21 protein-coding genes are annotated in these 17,385 nt (G+C 37.5%); 7 read left to right on the forward strand and 14 right to left on the reverse strand.

All coding sequences use genetic code 11. The features are described 5' to 3' along the window. Positions 1-265: 265 nt before the first annotated feature. Positions 266-2,062 (forward strand): LVIVD repeat-containing protein, encoded by a 1,797-nt coding sequence (locus ACIQXW_RS19055; protein WP_402764736.1) that lies wholly within the window; start codon positions 266-268, stop codon positions 2,060-2,062. 337 nt (positions 2,063-2,399) lie between these two features. On the opposite strand, the gene ACIQXW_RS19060 is transcribed toward ACIQXW_RS19055, so the two are convergent. Both ACIQXW_RS19060 and ACIQXW_RS19065 read right to left on the reverse strand, forming a co-directional pair. Further along, a complete protein-coding gene (locus ACIQXW_RS19060) occupies positions 2,400-3,215 on the reverse strand; it encodes a thermonuclease family protein (protein WP_340826253.1) in 816 nt (271 codons plus the stop codon). A 1,292-nt stretch (positions 3,216-4,507) separates the two neighbouring features. Next, positions 4,508-5,089, reverse strand: coding sequence for a phosphatidylglycerophosphatase A family protein (locus ACIQXW_RS19065; RefSeq protein ID WP_402764740.1), 582 nt, complete (start codon positions 5,087-5,089; stop codon positions 4,508-4,510). A 112-nt stretch (positions 5,090-5,201) separates the two neighbouring features. Between ACIQXW_RS19065 and ACIQXW_RS19070 the strand changes: the two genes are divergently transcribed. From ACIQXW_RS19070 to ACIQXW_RS19080, 3 genes are all read left to right on the forward strand, one after another. After that, on the forward strand, positions 5,202-5,921 hold the full coding sequence (locus tag ACIQXW_RS19070) for an alpha/beta hydrolase (protein ID WP_340826256.1): 720 nt from the start codon (positions 5,202-5,204) through the stop codon (positions 5,919-5,921). 83 nt (positions 5,922-6,004) lie between these two features. Further along, a complete protein-coding gene (locus ACIQXW_RS19075) occupies positions 6,005-6,520 on the forward strand; it encodes a YjcG family protein (RefSeq protein ID WP_401009774.1) in 516 nt (171 codons plus the stop codon). A 3-nt stretch (positions 6,521-6,523) separates the two neighbouring features. Further along, positions 6,524-6,952 carry a GNAT family N-acetyltransferase gene (locus ACIQXW_RS19080; RefSeq protein ID WP_402764743.1) on the forward strand — a complete coding sequence of 143 codons (429 nt, stop codon included), beginning with the start codon at positions 6,524-6,526 and terminating at the stop codon, positions 6,950-6,952. Between the two features lie 117 nt (positions 6,953-7,069). On the opposite strand, the gene ACIQXW_RS19085 is transcribed toward ACIQXW_RS19080, so the two are convergent. The 6 genes from ACIQXW_RS19085 to ACIQXW_RS19110 form a co-directional block, all read right to left on the reverse strand. Further along, entirely contained in the window at positions 7,070-7,318 is a 249-nt protein-coding gene (locus ACIQXW_RS19085; RefSeq protein WP_340826260.1) for a stage VI sporulation protein F, read from the reverse strand. Positions 7,319-7,510: 192 nt separating this feature from the next. Next, a complete protein-coding gene (locus tag ACIQXW_RS19090) occupies positions 7,511-7,672 on the reverse strand; it encodes a YjcZ family sporulation protein (RefSeq protein WP_401009779.1) in 162 nt (53 codons plus the stop codon). 64 nt (positions 7,673-7,736) lie between these two features. Next, the gene (gene spoVAE / locus ACIQXW_RS19095) at positions 7,737-8,102 is read right to left on the reverse strand and encodes a stage V sporulation protein AE (RefSeq protein ID WP_340826262.1); all 366 of its coding nucleotides are present in this window, start codon (positions 8,100-8,102) and stop codon (positions 7,737-7,739) included. A gap of 9 nt (positions 8,103-8,111) precedes the next feature. Next, on the reverse strand, positions 8,112-9,107 hold the full coding sequence (locus tag ACIQXW_RS19100; RefSeq protein WP_401021207.1) for a stage V sporulation protein AD: 996 nt from the start codon (positions 9,105-9,107) through the stop codon (positions 8,112-8,114). Beyond that, entirely contained in the window at positions 9,101-9,556 is a 456-nt protein-coding gene (spoVAC, locus tag ACIQXW_RS19105) for a stage V sporulation protein AC (protein ID WP_340826265.1), read from the reverse strand. The genes ACIQXW_RS19100 and spoVAC overlap by 7 nt, the downstream gene beginning before the upstream one ends. Next, complete coding sequence (locus ACIQXW_RS19110) at positions 9,556-9,960, reverse strand: YhcN/YlaJ family sporulation lipoprotein (RefSeq protein WP_401021205.1); 405 nt, start codon at positions 9,958-9,960, stop codon at positions 9,556-9,558. Before ACIQXW_RS19110 ends, spoVAC begins: the two co-directional genes overlap by 1 nt. A gap of 134 nt (positions 9,961-10,094) precedes the next feature. Here ACIQXW_RS19110 and ACIQXW_RS19115 point away from each other — a divergent pair, with 134 nt between their 5' ends. Beyond that, positions 10,095-10,619 carry a CotY/CotZ family spore coat protein gene (locus ACIQXW_RS19115; RefSeq protein WP_340826268.1) on the forward strand — a complete coding sequence of 175 codons (525 nt, stop codon included), beginning with the start codon at positions 10,095-10,097 and terminating at the stop codon, positions 10,617-10,619. A 66-nt stretch (positions 10,620-10,685) separates the two neighbouring features. Here the strand turns inward: ACIQXW_RS19115 and ACIQXW_RS19120 are convergent, their stop codons facing one another. The 6 genes from ACIQXW_RS19120 to ACIQXW_RS19145 form a co-directional block, all read right to left on the reverse strand. Beyond that, on the reverse strand, positions 10,686-11,111 hold the full coding sequence (locus ACIQXW_RS19120) for a hypothetical protein (RefSeq protein WP_340826270.1): 426 nt from the start codon (positions 11,109-11,111) through the stop codon (positions 10,686-10,688). A 53-nt stretch (positions 11,112-11,164) separates the two neighbouring features. Continuing rightward, complete coding sequence (gene mgtE / locus ACIQXW_RS19125) at positions 11,165-12,541, reverse strand: magnesium transporter (RefSeq protein ID WP_340826271.1); 1,377 nt, start codon at positions 12,539-12,541, stop codon at positions 11,165-11,167. Positions 12,542-12,767: 226 nt separating this feature from the next. Next, complete coding sequence (locus tag ACIQXW_RS19130; RefSeq protein WP_402764750.1) at positions 12,768-13,694, reverse strand: RluA family pseudouridine synthase; 927 nt, start codon at positions 13,692-13,694, stop codon at positions 12,768-12,770. Next, positions 13,669-14,463 (reverse strand): NAD kinase, encoded by a 795-nt coding sequence (locus ACIQXW_RS19135; RefSeq protein ID WP_340826274.1) that lies wholly within the window; start codon positions 14,461-14,463, stop codon positions 13,669-13,671. Before ACIQXW_RS19135 ends, ACIQXW_RS19130 begins: the two co-directional genes overlap by 26 nt. Beyond that, on the reverse strand, positions 14,460-15,131 hold the full coding sequence (gene yjbM, locus ACIQXW_RS19140) for a GTP diphosphokinase (protein WP_340826276.1): 672 nt from the start codon (positions 15,129-15,131) through the stop codon (positions 14,460-14,462). Before yjbM ends, ACIQXW_RS19135 begins: the two co-directional genes overlap by 4 nt. 62 nt (positions 15,132-15,193) lie before the next feature. Continuing rightward, complete coding sequence (locus ACIQXW_RS19145) at positions 15,194-15,577, reverse strand: UPF0738 family protein (protein ID WP_340826278.1); 384 nt, start codon at positions 15,575-15,577, stop codon at positions 15,194-15,196. Positions 15,578-15,873: 296 nt separating this feature from the next. Here ACIQXW_RS19145 and ACIQXW_RS19150 point away from each other — a divergent pair, with 296 nt between their 5' ends. Both ACIQXW_RS19150 and ACIQXW_RS19155 read left to right on the forward strand, forming a co-directional pair. Beyond that, complete coding sequence (locus tag ACIQXW_RS19150; RefSeq protein ID WP_402764755.1) at positions 15,874-16,464, forward strand: CYTH domain-containing protein; 591 nt, start codon at positions 15,874-15,876, stop codon at positions 16,462-16,464. A 46-nt stretch (positions 16,465-16,510) separates the two neighbouring features. Beyond that, positions 16,511-17,302 carry a lytic transglycosylase domain-containing protein gene (locus ACIQXW_RS19155; protein ID WP_402764758.1) on the forward strand — a complete coding sequence of 264 codons (792 nt, stop codon included), beginning with the start codon at positions 16,511-16,513 and terminating at the stop codon, positions 17,300-17,302. Positions 17,303-17,385 lie beyond the last annotated feature (83 nt).

A 17,385-nucleotide genomic window follows, 5' to 3' on the forward strand; every position in this document is an offset into this window, starting at 1 on the left:
TCTTCATCTGTTTTTTTATTTTGTTTGAGATCTAATTTCAGCGTAAAGGTAGGATAGAAGACTCAAATTTAGGATAGTCTAAATATTCAGAAAATAAAAAGTTGACATCGTGTCATATATGATTGTAGTATTTATTTAGTTCCGGAACAACTAAATTTCACAATTTTTCAGCTTCAACTTATTTGTCACCTATACAATCTACATGTCTTTAGTAAAATGCTCTTACGCTTTAAAAAATTCATAGATTTCTAGGGGGATTGCGTTGATGAAAAAATTTAAGTTACATCCTTTTCTGAGTAATTCAGCTTTTGCCTTTCTTATGATGGCCATTATTTTCTTCTTGTCTTTAGGCGTTGCCTTTGCGAACGATGAAGCTAAAAAAGAAGAAAAGCAGGAAGCACCGCGCACAGGTCTGAACAAAAATGCACCTGATGCACCGCTGCCAAATAAAACGGAAGGCACAACAAAGCTTTTACCAGGTGAACCAAAAGAGCCCGCGCCTGACAGCTGGGGCTATGATGCAAAGACAGGGATTTTCACTCACCCAGCCGCAACACCGGATAATGAAGGTCCACAACCATTTGAAGGGAGTTTGCCTTATCTAGATCAAAATCAATATACAAAAAATATGAATGTAGAAGCATTCTATCCATACGTTATTGGGTGGGGACATAGCTGGCAAGCTACATTCGATCTAGACGGTCGTCGCTATTTATACGATCTTGAAACAGATATGTACAATGTATTCGATATTACAGATCCTAAAAATGCCAAGCGTATCGCCAATAAATTAATTGACACAGATAAGGGAGACAAACGCTTCGGTCCAATGACAGTAAAATACAATAAAAAGTTGGACAAAACAATTGCCGTTCAATGTTACGAAGTACCACGTTATGGTGTTCTATCGAATAAGTATGAATACCCTGAGCAAGTTAAGGCTATTAAAGAAAAAGAAATGCTGCGTGGATTCCGCATTTTTGAAGTTACAAGCCCATTATTTTCAGAATGGGAGCTGCTATCTGAAACACCTTTAGATGCGAAAGCAAATGCAAGTGACCTTGTACAAGAAGGCTCTGGCTGTCAAGACGTACCTGTCTATGATGGTGGAGATTATTTATTTGTTGCAGGTGCACCTGATGATTCCTTCATCAATACGGAGTATAAAAGCTATTTATACTCAGGTGCACAAATGGCCTTTGATATTTCAGACCCATCTAATCCGAAACGTCTTTCAACTTGGTGGGTGCCAGGTCAACGTGTAGGCGAAGAAGCAGCCTATAATAAAAACCCCCATGCTGGCAACAAAACAACATGGATGGGTGCTCGCATGCCGCTATTCATTCCCACACCTGTAGAAAAGGGTGGCAAATACGGCTATGCAGCAATGGGTGGCTTTGGGTTTTATATTGTCGACATATCCGATCCGGCAAATATGAAAACGGTTTCACATATTGAGATGCCAATGAGTGTTAGCGGTACTGAAGGGGATAATATTGACGTTTCCAAAGTCGAAAGCACAGGCATTGTTTACTATAGCGGCTATCCACTTAGCGAAGATTGCCATGAGCCTTATAAGGAAATTTATGCAATCGATGTCAACAATCCGCTTGAGCCTAAAATCATTAGTACGTTAAAACGCCCGACACCACCAGAATCAGCACCATTCACAGACTTTTGCCAACGTCGCGGCAGCTTTGGACCGAAGCGGAGTGGCTATGCAACCATTAATCCAGGTGTTCCGAGCGACCAATATATTCCTTACGCCTTCTACAATGCAGGTGTCCAAATTTTTGACGTAACCAACCCAACAGAATCAACAATCGAAGCATACTTTGTGCCGAAGATGTCTGGAGAAATTCCAAATGAAGATGGCACAACTACGACAAGCGATCATTCTAATCCGGTACACGGCATTTTCGTCGAATGGGACCGAAATTTAATTTGGGCATTTTCAAACCATGGCATGTATGCCCTATCTACACCTTTACTCGGTGACCCGGTCATCGGTTTACCGAAGCCCGTAGAGGAGGAAAAACAAACGCAAAAAAGTAAAAAGTAAATTTAAAAAACCGAACGACTGTTGGAAAGTCGTTCAGTTTTTTTAGTATTTGGGCGTGTGATGTTTGGAAGTGATTGGATTTACGCCAAGTTTTTTGGGACACCAAGCGGCTTGATTCGCCACTTATGTGAAAAGCTTAAATACGAGATTGCCATAACAGCTTACGTTCTAATCATTTCATAAAAAAAACCTCCAACTACATTCGTTTCCATGAATGTAGTTGGAGGTTTAATTCGTTGAAGGTGTGTTGTATTTGGCGCTTACCCATAGATTACATAAACGTTTATTACTTTATTTGTCGATGCTTCAAATCTAAAAATATAAAACTTCAACTATTTTATTGCTTTGCTGGAACAAACCCATTTTCCACTGCATCTTCCTCAGTACAGAACATTTCTTCTGCTACTGTATTGTCATAATCCCGTTGTCCTGGCATGTGGTATATTTTATTACCTTTGGAATTAATATTCCCTTTAATTTTACAGCTCTCATTACTGCTAGTATTATTTGAGTCATCTTCATCTGCTTTAGTTGGATTTTCATCTTTCACAGCATCATAATACGCTTCTTTATCATAACCGCGATTTGTTACATAGTCTTCAACTGACCAAATACCAATAGCAGATTGTTGCGCAGTTTTTTGAATGGATTTAAACCAATCGACATGCTTTGTATTTGGATCATAAATATAAGCCACGCGTGCTAATCCATTTTTCAATAGTTGCTCTTGAACACTAATTCCATCTTTCGTATATACATATGCTAGTAATCTTTTATATTTATCCCGATACGAAACATCAAATTCTAAATAAACCGTATCTTGTCCAGCTAGTAGTTGCTTTGCAAATTCTTTCGCTTCTGGCCCAAAAGGTTGTACTCCTAACGTTTCGTGATTCGTTTCAGGAGTATCTACAAGTAGAAAACGCACTTTTTCAGAGCTACCATTATATTTTATTCTTATTGTGTCTCCGTCAATTACATCCTGTAGCTCATATTCTTCAAATTTACTTATATCATGCTTTTCAGCAGTTTCCTTTGTTGAAGCTACAATTCCTTGTATATCTTCAGCTTTACCACTTACGGTGCTAGATTCTTCTGTACATCCACTAATAATCAATGTTGAAAAGAACAAAGCTAATAATAATTTTTTCAATTCAATATCCTACTTCCTTAAAGTTAAACTATATTTTTAAATTCCATACACTTATTTCTCTAAAATCAAAAATCCTCAGTTATTTTAAACTGAAGATTTAAAATTTATCTGAATATTAAATACAAAATAACAGCAAAAATAATTGTTCCGCTAGTAATTAACGTTTTAATATCTTTGTCACTCATTTTCAGTACCTCTCTTCTTACATCATTATTACAAAACTTTATTTAATTATATTATCAATAAAGTCGACTAATATCACAATGAATTTGATTTGTCTTCTGAAGAATTTTTCAATTTTACTCCGAGTATGACTCTACCAATAAAAAATCTTCCGTCTCAAATAAAATATCAAGCTATGTTATGCAAGTTATGTAGATGGTGGAACATTGCTAATAGGTCATAAAAATTACTAAACTCTATAACGTCAAAGCGATTACTGTCGTTGATTTCCGTTACGGGCGCGCTTTCCGCGGGCACATCGTAAGCCGCAGGAGTCGACGCCCTTCACTTTAATCAACTTAATAAGCACGAAAAACAGGCTACTTTCAATAAAAAATTTGTGGTCATGGCATAAAAAGGTTTAGTCGAAATAAATATAAAAGACTTCTGCCGTTGATTTCCGTTACGGGCGCACGCTTTCCGCGGGCACATCGTAAGCCGCAACCCTCGCTAGCGTGCGGTTTGTTGCGTCTTACGTTTTGTGCTGTTCCGGCAGGAGTCGACGCCCTTCACTTCAATCAACTTAATAAGCACGAAAAACAGGCTACTTTCAATAAAAAATTTGTGGTCTTGGCATAAAAAGGTTTAGTCGAAATAAATATAAAAGACTTCTGTCGTTGATATCCGTTACGGGCGCGCTTTCCGCGGGCACATCGTAAGCCGCAACCCTCGCTTATGCGCGGTTTGTTGCGTCTTACGTTTTGTGCTAGTCCCGCAGGAGTCAACGCCCTTCACTTCAATCAACTGAATAAGTACTGAAAATAAGCTACTTTCAATAAAAAATTTGTGGTCTTGGCATAAAAAGGTTTAGTCGAAATAAATATAAAAGACTTCTGCCGTTGATTTCCGTTACGGGCGCGCGCTTTCCGCGGGCACATCGTAAGTCGCAACCCTCGCTTACGCGCGGTTTGTTGCGTCTTACGTTTTGTGCTGTTCCCGCAGGAGTCGACGCCCTTCACTTTAATCAAGATAAAAAAACAACAAAGGCATCAAGATTGAAACTTCTTGATACCTTTTGTCATTATAAGCTCTCCCAAAACTTTTGAGAGGCTCTTTATTTAAATAATATTTTAAATTTCATTATGTGGTTTTGGTTTTGGACCAAGCTCTTCTGGCTCAATATCCGCAAATGTTTCGCCTTCTTCTTCTAAGTCACGCATACGGTGAGCAATACGAGAGGCAGCAGAAGCCGCAATACTGCCAACTAAATCATCTAAAAATGTATTAACATGATGTCCTGGCTCTGTGTCGAGTTTTTTTATGATACCGATTTTTTGTTTATCTAAATGTCCAAATGTTGTTACAGCTATACTTCCATATGTAAACACAGACCCCAGCGCAATTGTTTCATCTACTCCGAATAATCCTTCATCGGATTCGATAATTTGTTGAAGAGGTGATGATAATAGCCCTTTTTCAGCTAATTCATCTAGCTCTATTCCAACTAATACAGCATGCTGGACTTCACGTTTACGCAATACACGTTCAACCGAATGAATACAATGCTCTAATGTTAACCCTACATTATAGGATTTTTGCATTTCATAAACAATTTCAGCAATGTCCTCTAACTTTACACCACGACGAATTAGTGCAGCTTGAGCTGCTTTCGCCACTTCTTCTGAATGTACGCGAATACTTTTATCATGCATAACTAACCCTCATTTCAGATTTTTTGCTAGTATAACGCTAGCCCAACCTATTATACCTTTACTTAAGTAATATGGTACAATTTTGTCACAAACACATGAAGGAGTGTCATCATTGGATAAGGGAACTGTACAAGATTTAAAATTCTATAGTGAAGCATTGCAGGAGGAATTAGAGCTATATATTTATGTCCCTGCTAATTATTCTCCACTATACAAATATAATATTTTAATCGCATCAGACGGTAAGGACTATTTCCAACTAGGAGGTATTACAAAACTAGCCGATGAACTTATCGATGACTATGAAATCGAGAATTTAATCATTGCATTTGTTCCATATAAAGATATTAAAGATCGCCGTCATAAATATATTCCGAGTGGTGAACAACACGAAGCCTATTTGCGCTTTCTAGCACATGAACTTGTTCCTTATTTGGATGCTGAATATGCAACATACCAGATGGGTATGAGTCGTGCTGTCATCGGTGATTCTATGGCTGCAACCGCTTCCTTAATGGCTGCTTTAAAGTATCCAAGCATTTTTGGAAAAGTTATTTTGCAATCACCTTATGTTGACGAAGATGTACTGAAAGCTGTTGAACACTTCAAAGATCCAGGGGCAATTTCTATTTATCATATCGTTGGCAAAAACGAAGATAAAGTTGTAACAATGGATAAAACTATAAAAGATTTCTTAACACCAAATCGTCAGTTGCATAATCTTATGTTAAGCAAAGGCTTTTCTACATTTTATGAAGAGTTCGATGGAAATCATACATGGAAATATTGGAAACCTGATTTAAGACGTGCATTAATTGAAAATTTCAATTAATGTTGGGCGATTCAAATTACGTTTTTTTAATTTTCTGTTATACTTAGATAGAAAAATTGTTTATTTACGGGAGGTAATGGACTATGAAGTACGGAATTGTGGCTTTTCCATCAAAAAAATTGCAAGATTTAGCGAACACGTATCGCAAACGTTACGATCCGCATTATGCAAAGATTACACCGCATATGACGTTAAAGGACAGCTTTGATGCAACGGAAGAGGATATTCAATCCATCGTGAAGCAATTAGATGACATTGCTGCCAATCATGCACCTTTAAGCATTCACGCATCACGCATTAGTTCGTTTTTCCCAACAACAAATGCGATTTATTTCCGCATCGAACCAACTGAACAATTACAAGCATTCCATCGTGTGATTGAAGAAAAAATTCCTTTTGGGGATTCTAAACATGTTTTTGTCCCACACATTACAATTGCACAAAAAATGACTGATTCAGAGCATGATGATATTTTTGGCCAACTCCGCATGACAGGGGTTGATGAAAAAGATAGTATTGATCGTATTCATCTTTTATATCAATTGGAAGATGGGTCATGGACAACATATGAAACATTCCGATTGACTGGAGCTGAATAATTTTTGTATAACGTTAAGATAGTTGAAACAGAGAAAGAACATGACGATGCATTTGCTGTTCGAAAAAAGGTTTTTGTAGAGGAACAGGGAGTTCCACTTCATTTAGAATGTGATGCGCAAGATGAAACTGCAACACATTTCATTATGTATGAGGGCGATGAACCTGTTGGTGCTGCTCGTCTTCGTAGCATTGAAGAGCATACTGCAAAAATTGAACGCGTATGTATTTTGCAAAGTCAGCGTGGCAAAAAACTGGGTGCCTTAATAATGAAGGAAATGGAAAACTACGCGACTTCCATTGACCAGAAGAAATTAAAACTCCATGCGCAAAGCTACGCTGTTCCTTTTTACGAAAAGCTTGGCTATACGGTAACATCTCCAGAATTTATGGATGCCGGTATACCACATCGAGCAATGGAAAAAATGATTTAATTAATAGGTGTTACGATATGCCAAAGCATAATCGTAACACCTTTTTTTGAAGCTAGTTTTCTATTTTAAGTAGCTATTTAAGCTCTTTTATATACTAAATAACGCTAGCTTTCAGCATTACTTCATCATTTTAGCAAGCTTGTCGAAGTCTAGTGAAGCACCATCTTGAATAATAGACTTTACTATTTTATCTTCAAGCTCTTGTGTGATTTGTCTATTAGACACTTTGCCGACACGACGTACAATTTTTCTTACTTGTTTTTCATTGGTAAAATCAGCATGTTGAATTGCATTTGCTAATGCAAAGATTTCATCCATTGAAACGCCTGTCTTTTGCTCAATTGAATTAAAAAACGAGCGATGCATGTTCCCCCTCCTATCAATTCCACCTCAACATCATTGTCGCTAATGATTTGTAGCCCATAGCTTTTGTACAAAACATCTATGACAACTGTTGGAGGCTTTAACCTAATTTAGTAAGTTATTTATATACTCACAGAATTGAAGTTAAAGCCTAAATAATATAAAACTTTTTATCAATCACTAATAGCTAGAAAATTAGTTAACGAAAGTAGCACCAACAATAATTAGAAGAATGAATAGGACAACTATTAAGACAAATGTTGAGCCATAGCCACTATTGTTATTACCTCCACAATAATTATTGTTCCAGCTATTCATCCCTGCATAAGGTTGTGCACACCAGCCCTGATATCCCATAAAAGCACCCCTCCCTTCTACAACCTATAATATGTAAAGTTGCAGATTAGAGAGGGGTATTCGTCTAGTCAATATTCCCTTTTGGTTTAAAAATTAATGCTCCTATAAATCCGAAAACAATAGCAGCGCTGATTCCTGAGCTTGTTACTTCAAACATTCCAGTTAACACGCCTACTAATCCATGTTTTTCTGCTTCCGCCATTGCACCATGTGTTAAAGAGTTACCAAATGATGTAATAGGTACTGTGGCACCTGCACCCGCCATATGAATGAGCGGCTCGTATAAACCCATTCCATCTAAAATGGCACCAACGACAACTAACGTACTTAATGTATGTGCTGGTGTCAATTTACCAACATCCATTAATAATTGACCGATAACACAGATAATGCCTCCTATAATAAATGCAAAAATAAATGTCGTAACCATGCTTTTGCCTCATTTCATTGTAATTTCTATCGCATGTGCCGTACATGGAATTGTTTCTTTTTGCTGGAATGAAAGTGGAGATAGTAGCGCACCTGTCGCTACAAGAAGGACTCGTTTATATGTGCCTGCTCGGAGTTCTTGAATAACATAACTAAAAAAAACAGCCGCTGAACAACCTGCTCCACTTGCCCCAGATTGAAATGCTTCATCTTGACCGTAAAATTCTGCTCCAGCATCTCGTAAAAGTGTTAGTTCTTCATTTTTTATGCCACTCTCTACAAGCATCCCTTTAAGAAGTTTTAAGCCAAGCTGTCCTAAATCACCCGTTAAAATTAAATCATAATGATATATTTCTTGCTTGCGGTCCTCAAGATGTGACTTAATCGTTTGAAAGGCTGCAGGTGCCATTGCAGCGCCCATATGAAATGGATCATCCATTCCATAATCAATAACCTTTCCAACCGTCGCCGCTTCAATACATGGAGCGTCTTCTTGATGTTTTCCAATAAGCGCATACCCAGCAGCCGTTACTGTCCACTGCGCCGTTTGAGGTTTTTGCGCCCCATAATTGATAGGATAGCGAAATTGGCGTTCTATCGCATTATGCTGACTTGAAGCACCGGCAATTGATAAATTCGCTGCTCCAAGCTCAGTTAAAAGGCTAGCCACAATAACAGCAGAAACAGAGGTAGCACATGCTGAAAATAATCCGATAAATGGGATGGCTAATTCCCTTGCAGCAAAATTAGTAGGTGTCATTTGATTAACTAAGTCGCCACCTAACAAAAAATCGACTTCTCCAGTTGAAATGCCACCTTTTTTCATCACAATTTCACATGCTTCTTCAATCATTTTTCGATGGCCTTGTTCATTTGTTTCCATTTGCCAGCGCTCATCGTCGTAGATTGTATCAAAATATTGTTTAAAAGTACTACGGTCTTCTAACGGTCCTGCCACCACGCCACCAGCTAACAACGATGGTTTTGATGGAAATATGATTACCATGAAACCACCCCTATCGTCACAAGAATATATTTAATAAGTGCTACAAAAAATGCAGATACTACTCCAAATAACACAACAGATCCAGCTAATTTAAATAAGTTACCGCCAACACCAAGTACGAGACCTTCAGATTTATGTTCAATTGCAGCCGATATAACGGCGTTACCAAACCCTGTAACTGGAACTGCCGAACCAGCTCCAGCGAATTGACCAATTTTTTTGTATAAACCTAAGCCAGTCAAGATCATTGCGAAAAACACCATTGTTGCTACCGTTGGATTCCCAGCAGTTGCTTCCGTGAAATTAAAGAAAACGATATAAAAAAGAGAAACTGCTTGTCCGATTGTACAAATTAGACCTCCTACTACGAATGCTTTTACAGCATTTTTTAAGTAGGGTGGAGTCGGTGTTATATTTTGCTCAAGTTTTTGATATTGCTCTTTTTCCATTATGTTTCCTCCTTTGCAAGCTTCTCTAGCTCAGTTATTTTTTCGCTTAGTTTATTATCTTCAAGTTGATCCTTTTTTATTTTATTTGCTTCATAAAATATTTTATAATCAGCTGAAACGAAAATTTCTTTGTTAGGGTATTTTTCATCAAACTTCTTTTGTAGTTTTTTCTCTAATTTAGTCTTGTTCCATTTTTTTATTGGTTTAATTTGCACTGCTACAAGCATTTTATCGTCATATTGAATAACAGTTGTTTTTTCAACAAATTTTTCTTCTTTTAATAAGGACTCAAGCTCTTCTTCATTTTGCGGAGAACCATAGACAATAAATTTTTCTTTTTCCGTGCATCCAATAAGCAATGTCATACAGACTAAAAGAGGCAACATCATTCTTAATAACCTCAAGTATTTACCCTCCTTTTCTTCTCAGTTTCTCCACACAGAAAAAAACTATTCATTTGAATAAGTAAACGAAAGCCCGATTCCATTTTCTAAAAGTACATATTGTAGAAGTAGTTAGAAAGAAAGGAGGTGACGATATGGGTTGTGGTAAACCAACAAATCCTATTGGACCTATCCATTCAGCAGGCTGCGTTTGTGACGTAGTTCGTGCAATTTTAGATATTCAAAATCAAGCGGTGCGAGATGAGTGTTCCCCATGTACAGCAAATTGTTTCTTAGAACCACTAGGCGGGATTGTAAGTCCTGCACGTTCAGCAGCAGATACACGCGTATTCATGTTAATTACAAAAGACGGTACTCCATTTAAAGCATTCTTTAGCTCACCATCAGCAGATCCATGTAAATGTACATCAGTATTTTTCCGTGTCGAAGATATGTTTGATGAATGCTGTGCTACTTTACGTGTTTTAGAACCTTTATGTACTTATGACTCTACTGAAAGCACAGTTGACTTATTAAGTCGTGATGGCTGCTGCGTCAATATGAAGAAAATTTGTAAAGTAGATGATTGGAACTCAACTGATAGCTGTATTACTGTGGATTTATCTTGTTTCTGCGCTGTACAATGTATCGCTGATGTTGACTTAGGGATTTGTGATTAAGTCTTTCTCCTTTGACACACTACACATAAAAAAAAAGTGTACAGCATCCTCTGCTGTACACTTTTTTTATAATGTTGGCAATTGTTTCCCTCGCCATAATATTTGTTCAATATCTTCAAAGTGAATTATTTCTTGCGTATTAAATTCCCTCGACGTTAACATAAGTGAATCTAATTGCATATCTGAGGCAGTTCCACTCAACTTTCTGCCATCTTTTAAACTTATTAATAATGGCTGATAGGCCTTCTGACGAAACGGTTTTTCCAAAAACTGTAATTGTTTAATTATATATTCATCCATTTGATCTTGTACTTGTATTTCTACTTTTTCTTCAATTTGTTTTGGCAGCATTTCGTCTTCACTCGACTCGTTTTCATATTGATCCCTTACGTACACAGACGTACTTTCATCCAAATCAAGCTCATGCAGCATTTTGGAAATGTTTAAGAAATAAGTTGGTGATTTTATATATAAGCGTGGCTCTCGCTCCACAATTATCACTTCCCTTTTTTCCCTACAATATGCAAAAATGAAGAAATTGGTTCTTAGCCTATTTGACTTAAAAACATTGTCGCTAGTCCTAAATAAATTAAAATACTCGTAATATCATTTAACGTTGTAATAAACGGACCAGATGCAACAGCTGGATCAATTTTCATGCGATGCATCAATAAAGGGATAAATGATCCAGCAAGAGTTGCCACTAAAATTGATCCACAAATAGCCGCACCTACAAGCATGCCTAATATTAATTCGTTTTTCCATATATATACAATACCGATAACAATGATACCACAAACAATACCAGTCAAAATTCCAGTACCAGCCTCTCGAAGTAACAGTTTCATTTTGCTATGTTCTTCAACGTCACCTGTAGCAATACCTCGAATGGCAACAGCCAATGCTTGTGTCCCACTATTCCCCGATGTACCCGAGATGAGGGGAATAAAGACCGCCAGTAGTGCAACCTTATCTAATGTATCTTCAAACTGCCCCATTAAATTCGCTGTTAGCATACCTAAAAACAATAATACGACAAGCCATGGCAATCGTTTTTTCGCTGCTTGCCAAGGACTTGTATCAAATTTATCCATATCTGAAATACCCGCTAATTTAGAGTAATCCTCAGATGCTTCTTCATCAATAACATCGATAATATCATCAACTGTAATAATCCCCAAAAGCTCACCTTTATCATCAATAACCGGTGTCGCCAAGAAATTATAATCTTTCATAATTTGTGCTACTTCCTCTTGGTCATCTCCAACATGTACCATTACAACTCGTTCATTCATAATTGAGCGAATAAGTGTATCTTCGTCAGCAATAATTAAATCACGAAGAGAAATAACACCTGTAAGTCGATGTACCTCATCCACTACGAAAATATAATAAATCGTTTCGGCATTCGGTGCCTCTTTACGTAATATCGCCATTGCCGAACGAACTGTAGAATTTTCAGGAATGGCCACGTATTCAGTTGTCATAATAGAACCAGCTGTATATTCATCATAGCTCAAAAGCTCATTAATCTCTCCAGCTGTTTCTTCATCCATCATGCCTAAGTAGCTTTCTCGTTGCTGAGTATCCAGCTCATTTAAGACGTCTGCGGCATCATCCGCATACATATGGGAAAGCATTTCCGCACCATATGCTGGATCCATCTCTGCTAAATATGCTTTATATTCATCATCATCTAATTCGATTGCCTCAAAAATATCAGCCATTTCCGTCGGAGACAAGTACGAATAGATGATCTTTCGTATATCAGGCTCCACCTTTTCATAAAACGTTGCCTGATCATATGGATGAAGTTCTAAAAACTCATCACGGAATGCGGTAATATCATTGGTCTCGAGCATACCTCGTAAATGTGCCTCGTCGAATTGCACATCATCCTTTTCATTTCTTTCCTCTATCATGCTTGTCCCCTCCTTCCGAGCGTTGAATTCATTTTACATACGTTGATGTAAATCTACCTTTTATATAATAGTGTGCATGTACTGTTTGTGCAAACTCTTTTTTTAGATAACATCAACTTTCTACTATACTATACCCTACAATTGGTTATTTTTCTGTTAACATGCTATTAAGATAATTATTTTTAGTAAAAATGATAAGGAGATGCCCGATTTTGCGAACACCTCCTCAATTATTTAATATTTGTTTCATATCATCCTTTATCGGACTAGTGAAATATTGCTTCTCTTTTGTTAGAGGGTGCTGCAAACATAACGATACGCAATGTAATGCTTGCCGATCTATCAGTTCGCGACTCCCTCCATATAAATCATCACCAACGAGCGGATGACCTAAATAACTCATATGCACACGAATTTGGTGTGTTCGACCTGTATGCAACTTTAGGCGAATATGAGTCATCGGCTCTCCTTGAACAGAAAAACGCTGTAATACTGTTACATCCGTATGAGCATATTGGCCATCCTGTCGTACCTCACGCTCAATAATGCTCGATTCTTTTCGTCCAATGGGCGCCACGATAGACTGCCAATCTTCTGTTAAATGTCCATGTACAATTGCTTCATATTCACGTGACACTTCACCAAGGCGTTGGGCTAGACCCATTAGATGATGAATATGCGCATGTTTTGCAATGCATAACAAGCCAGATGTATCCCGATCAAGTCTTGTCACAACATGAATAGTAGAAGCTAAACTCTGTTGTTCGAAATAGCCGCAAACATCATTTGCAATACTTTTAGTTGGATGCTCACGAGATGGAATGGTACTTTGATGTGCTGGTTTATCGAGCACTAACAGAGCCTCATCCTCGTAAATAACAGCAAGCTTGCCATATTCAATAGCAAGCCCATCACTTTTCTCTTCTGGTGGAAATTTTACTTCTATCTGATCCCCTATATGAAGAGGGTAACGTACATTTTGTTCGATACCATTGACCGTCAATAAGCCCCCTTCAAATTTAATAGCTGTTAAGGCTCGTTTGGATATTTGCCATTCTGCTAAAGCTTCGCGTAATAATTGGCCATCCTTTTCAGCTAAAAAACGGAGCGTAAAACGTGTATCGCTATTATTCATTTGCAACAAATGACTCATGCACACGTTCCCAGAATGGAAAAGGTCTAAAGCGTGCAAAGCGGACTTTTTCATTGGCTACATTAAAAGCAATGGATTTCACATCGCCTTGTGTAACTTGAATATGATCAACTGTCATATTAAAGTTTTGCTCATTGACTGGACGTAAAACGCAGTGATGATGTGCTGGTAAAATCAATGGTGAGCCAACCGTACGGAAAACACGATTATTTATAGATGCTATTTCAGTAATTTGAAGTGCCGCTAATGTTGGATGAATAATAGCTCCTCCAAGGGCTTTGTTATAGGCTGTACTACCTGAAGGTGTCGAAACACAAAGACCGTCGCCACGGAATCGCTCAAACTGATTCCCGTTTAACTCTACATCCATTACGAGCGTAACATCCGGTGATTTCACCGTCGCTTCGTTTAACGCCAAATAAGTATTGGAATCAGTATTATGATGCTCCACTTTTACTTCCAGTAAAGGATACTCAACAACATTAAAATCCTTCTTGGCAATGGATAACACCAATTTCTCTAATTCCGAAGGCTTCCAATCCGCATAAAATCCTAAATGACCTGTATGAATACCGACAAACGCAACCTGATCTAGCAAATGTGAGTAGCGATGGAAGGCATGTAATAACGTTCCGTCCCCACCTATTGATACAACAATTTCAGGCGTCTCTTCGTCATATGTTAAGCCAAAGTCTTGCAAATATGTTTTTGCTAGCTCCATTAATTCATTCGATTGTGCATCTCTACGTGATTGAATGGAAAATTTCATTGTGAGTCACGCTCCTTCTCTGATAGTAAACTAGGATTCGATGCCTCTTTATATTCACTAAAATAGGCCTGTGCTTCTTGGATTTCACTACGGATCGATGACATTTCTTCATCCAACCGGAATGCAGCCTCTGCGGCACTTTGCAGACGATTTTTTATTTCCTCTGGAAACATGCCTTTGTATTTGTAATTTAGTGAATGTTCTATTGATGCCCAAAAATTCATAGCTAATGTACGAATTTGAATCTCAGCTAGCACTACCTTTTTTCCTTGAATGGTTTCAACGGGGTATTCAACAATCATATGATGTGAACGGTAACCACTTGGTTTACTATGGGTGATATAATCGCGCTCTTCAACAACGCGCATATCCTTACGTTGCCTTATTAGCTCTGTCACCGTCGAAATATCATCTACAAATTGGCACATAATACGAACACCCGCAATATCGCCAAGCTCGTCGCCAAGTTGTTTCGAAGGTTCAAAGGCTAGTCCTTTTTCTAACGTTTTATCGTAAATGCTTGCCAGTGGCTTTACTCGTCCTGTGACAAATTCTATTGGTGAATTTGCATTGACAATGCCAAACTGGGAACGCATACCTTTTAATTTTATTTTTAACTCATCTACTGCTTGTTTATAAGGACTTAAAAAAATCTCCCATTGTCCCATCGCTAAAACCTCCCGACATTCGGTATCGAACAAAAGCAATACCGTCTGTTCGTTTTGTCTTTTTATTCAGCGAGAACTGCCTTGAAGTGTTGTTCCACTGCCTGAACAAATTCTGCTCCGTAATTGTAATTTCCTTCAATATTATACACGAGCATTTCCAATTCATCGTAAAAATTTGTAAGTTCAATAACTTCCTCATCTATTTTTAACATTGGGTTTTGCTTAGCTTGTAAAATATGTACAAGATTCTCCCAACTAGTTAGTGGAAAACGCAAATAATGATAGTCCTCTCCTGCATCAAGTAAATAAATAAAAGCAAAATCATCAGAGTCTGCAATTAATTGAGCAGCAGGCTTTAACTGTAAATTTTTATTATTGTCGTTTAAACTAAAATGAAGTTGCTGGTTTTCAAAATAAAATGATTCTATTGTATATATTTTACGCACATGTGGGTCCCCTTTTCGTCGTTCTCTTCCTCTTATTTTATCATATGGGGTAAATAGTTGCAGTGTGTAATTGCAAAACTACAAGTAAACTATGGTTAAAAATCTATTACGTCTCGGTGTATTTGCATCCAGATTATTTTCGGGCCTACTTGAAAAGCTCTTCTTAAAATCTGTGACCGCCGCATGGAACCTTAAAGTTGATTCCGCAGGGGTTTAAGCCTTCACTGAATCAATTGTATATGTGGCTGACTTCAGCTAAATCAAGTTTAAATACTAATAATAAAGGGTGAGCATACATGGCACAACAACTTGAAATTGAATTTAAAAATGTGTTAACCAAACAACAATATGAGCAATTGCTAGAAGATTTCCAAATCAAAAAAAATGCTATTCATCGTCAAACAAATCATTATTTCGACACACCATCTAATGCTATTCGAAAATTGCAAAGTGGGCTTCGTATTCGAATAATAGACAATTATTATGAATGTACATTAAAAGAAAAATCTTCAAAACATGTACATGTAGAGACGACGGACGAATTAACAGCAGCGCATGCCGAAAAAATGCTTGCAGGTCAAGGCTTTTATGCGCCTGAAGTTGCAAAAAGACTAGCGATATACAATATTCCATTAGAGCAATTAGCAGTGTTCGGTTCACTTACTACAGACCGTGTCGAAATTCCTTATAAAGACGGACTTCTTGTATTTGATCATTCTTTTTATTTGCAGTGTGACGATTATGAGGTAGAATATGAAACAAAAGATGAAATAAAAGGAAATGCAATCTTCGACGAATTTCTACAGCAATATGGTATAGAAAAACAAATTGCTGAAAAAAAAATCGCCCGCTTTATGAAAGCACTACAATCAATTAAGAAACAATAATTACAGCTACTTACTTAATAGTACAAACGAAAGGGTGACCAACTAATTGGATATCCAATCTTTAAGAACGATGCTTGAAATTCAAGCACTGCAAACACTTGGTTCTACAGATAATACTTCATCCAATTCTTTCACAAACAGCAATTCATTATTTTCTGATATGATTGATGAAATGTTAGGCGATGCCACAACAACTAACAGTGCAAAATTATCTAGTCTACTTGGAATGAGCTCATCAAGCTCAACAAATTTCATGGATCAGCTTAGTAGTTTAACAGGCATGTCTGGAGGAACTACTAATAGATCGCTTCAATCATTGCTCTATAGTGGATCAAATTCAGTATATATACCTGCTTCTATCCAAGCTACGTTAGCAAAAATGCAATCCAGCACTAGTCTTGATTCCTATGTATCAGATGATGTTATTGGATCAACTGCCTATGCAAATTCACTTGCTGGAGCAAACAAATACGGCGATATTATTGACAAAGCTGCAGCTACCTATAATGTACCTGCCAAGCTTATTGCAGCCGTTATAAAGCAAGAATCTAACTTTAACGCATTGGCTGTCAGTAATGCAGGAGCACAAGGCTTAATGCAATTAATGCCTAAGACAGCACAATTTTTAGGTGTAACGAATTCCTTTGATCCTGAACAAAATATTATGGCAGGCGCCAAATATTTGCGTCAAATGCTCGATAAATTTGATAATGATCCAACACTTGCGTTGGCAGCATATAACGCGGGTGCTTCTCGTGTAACAAAATATAATGGAATCCCACCATTTAAGGAAACACAGAATTATGTCAAAAAAGTGATGAATTACTACACTGTATAAATCGCATAAAACCTGTAATTACGGTCTTTTTCAGCAAATTTCACCCATGTTGGTGAAATTTGTGCTTTTCTAGCGAAAACATT

The organism is Lysinibacillus sp. NPDC097162, assembly GCF_044762185.1.
In the GTDB taxonomy this organism is placed as follows: domain Bacteria; phylum Bacillota; class Bacilli; order Bacillales_A; family Planococcaceae; genus Lysinibacillus.

Excerpts from the sequence above, each read along its gene's own strand:
- ACIQXW_RS19065 (WP_402764740.1), bottom strand. The coding sequence starts at position 5,089 with ATGCATGATAAAAGTATTCGCGTACATTCAGAAGAAGTGGCGAAAGCA.
- ACIQXW_RS19090 (WP_401009779.1), bottom strand. The coding sequence starts at position 7,672 with ATGGGATATCAGGGCTGGTGTGCACAACCTTATGCAGGGATGAATAGC.
- ACIQXW_RS19055 (WP_402764736.1), top strand. The coding sequence starts at position 266 with ATGAAAAAATTTAAGTTACATCCTTTTCTGAGTAATTCAGCTTTTGCC.
- spoVAE (WP_340826262.1), bottom strand. The coding sequence starts at position 8,102 with ATGGTTACGACATTTATTTTTGCATTTATTATAGGAGGCATTATCTGT.
- ACIQXW_RS19075 (WP_401009774.1), top strand. The coding sequence starts at position 6,005 with ATGAAGTACGGAATTGTGGCTTTTCCATCAAAAAAATTGCAAGATTTA.
- ACIQXW_RS19085 (WP_340826260.1), bottom strand. The coding sequence starts at position 7,318 with ATGCATCGCTCGTTTTTTAATTCAATTGAGCAAAAGACAGGCGTTTCA.
- ACIQXW_RS19115 (WP_340826268.1), top strand. The coding sequence starts at position 10,095 with ATGGGTTGTGGTAAACCAACAAATCCTATTGGACCTATCCATTCAGCA.
- ACIQXW_RS19135 (WP_340826274.1), bottom strand. The coding sequence starts at position 14,463 with ATGAAATTTTCCATTCAATCACGTAGAGATGCACAATCGAATGAATTA.
- mgtE (WP_340826271.1), bottom strand. The coding sequence starts at position 12,541 with ATGATAGAGGAAAGAAATGAAAAGGATGATGTGCAATTCGACGAGGCA.
- ACIQXW_RS19100 (WP_401021207.1), bottom strand. The coding sequence starts at position 9,107 with ATGGTAATCATATTTCCATCAAAACCATCGTTGTTAGCTGGTGGCGTG.
- spoVAC (WP_340826265.1), bottom strand. The coding sequence starts at position 9,556 with ATGGAAAAAGAGCAATATCAAAAACTTGAGCAAAATATAACACCGACT.
- yjbM (WP_340826276.1), bottom strand. The coding sequence starts at position 15,131 with ATGGGACAATGGGAGATTTTTTTAAGTCCTTATAAACAAGCAGTAGAT.
- ACIQXW_RS19150 (WP_402764755.1), top strand. The coding sequence starts at position 15,874 with ATGGCACAACAACTTGAAATTGAATTTAAAAATGTGTTAACCAAACAA.
- ACIQXW_RS19130 (WP_402764750.1), bottom strand. The coding sequence starts at position 13,694 with ATGAGTCATTTGTTGCAAATGAATAATAGCGATACACGTTTTACGCTC.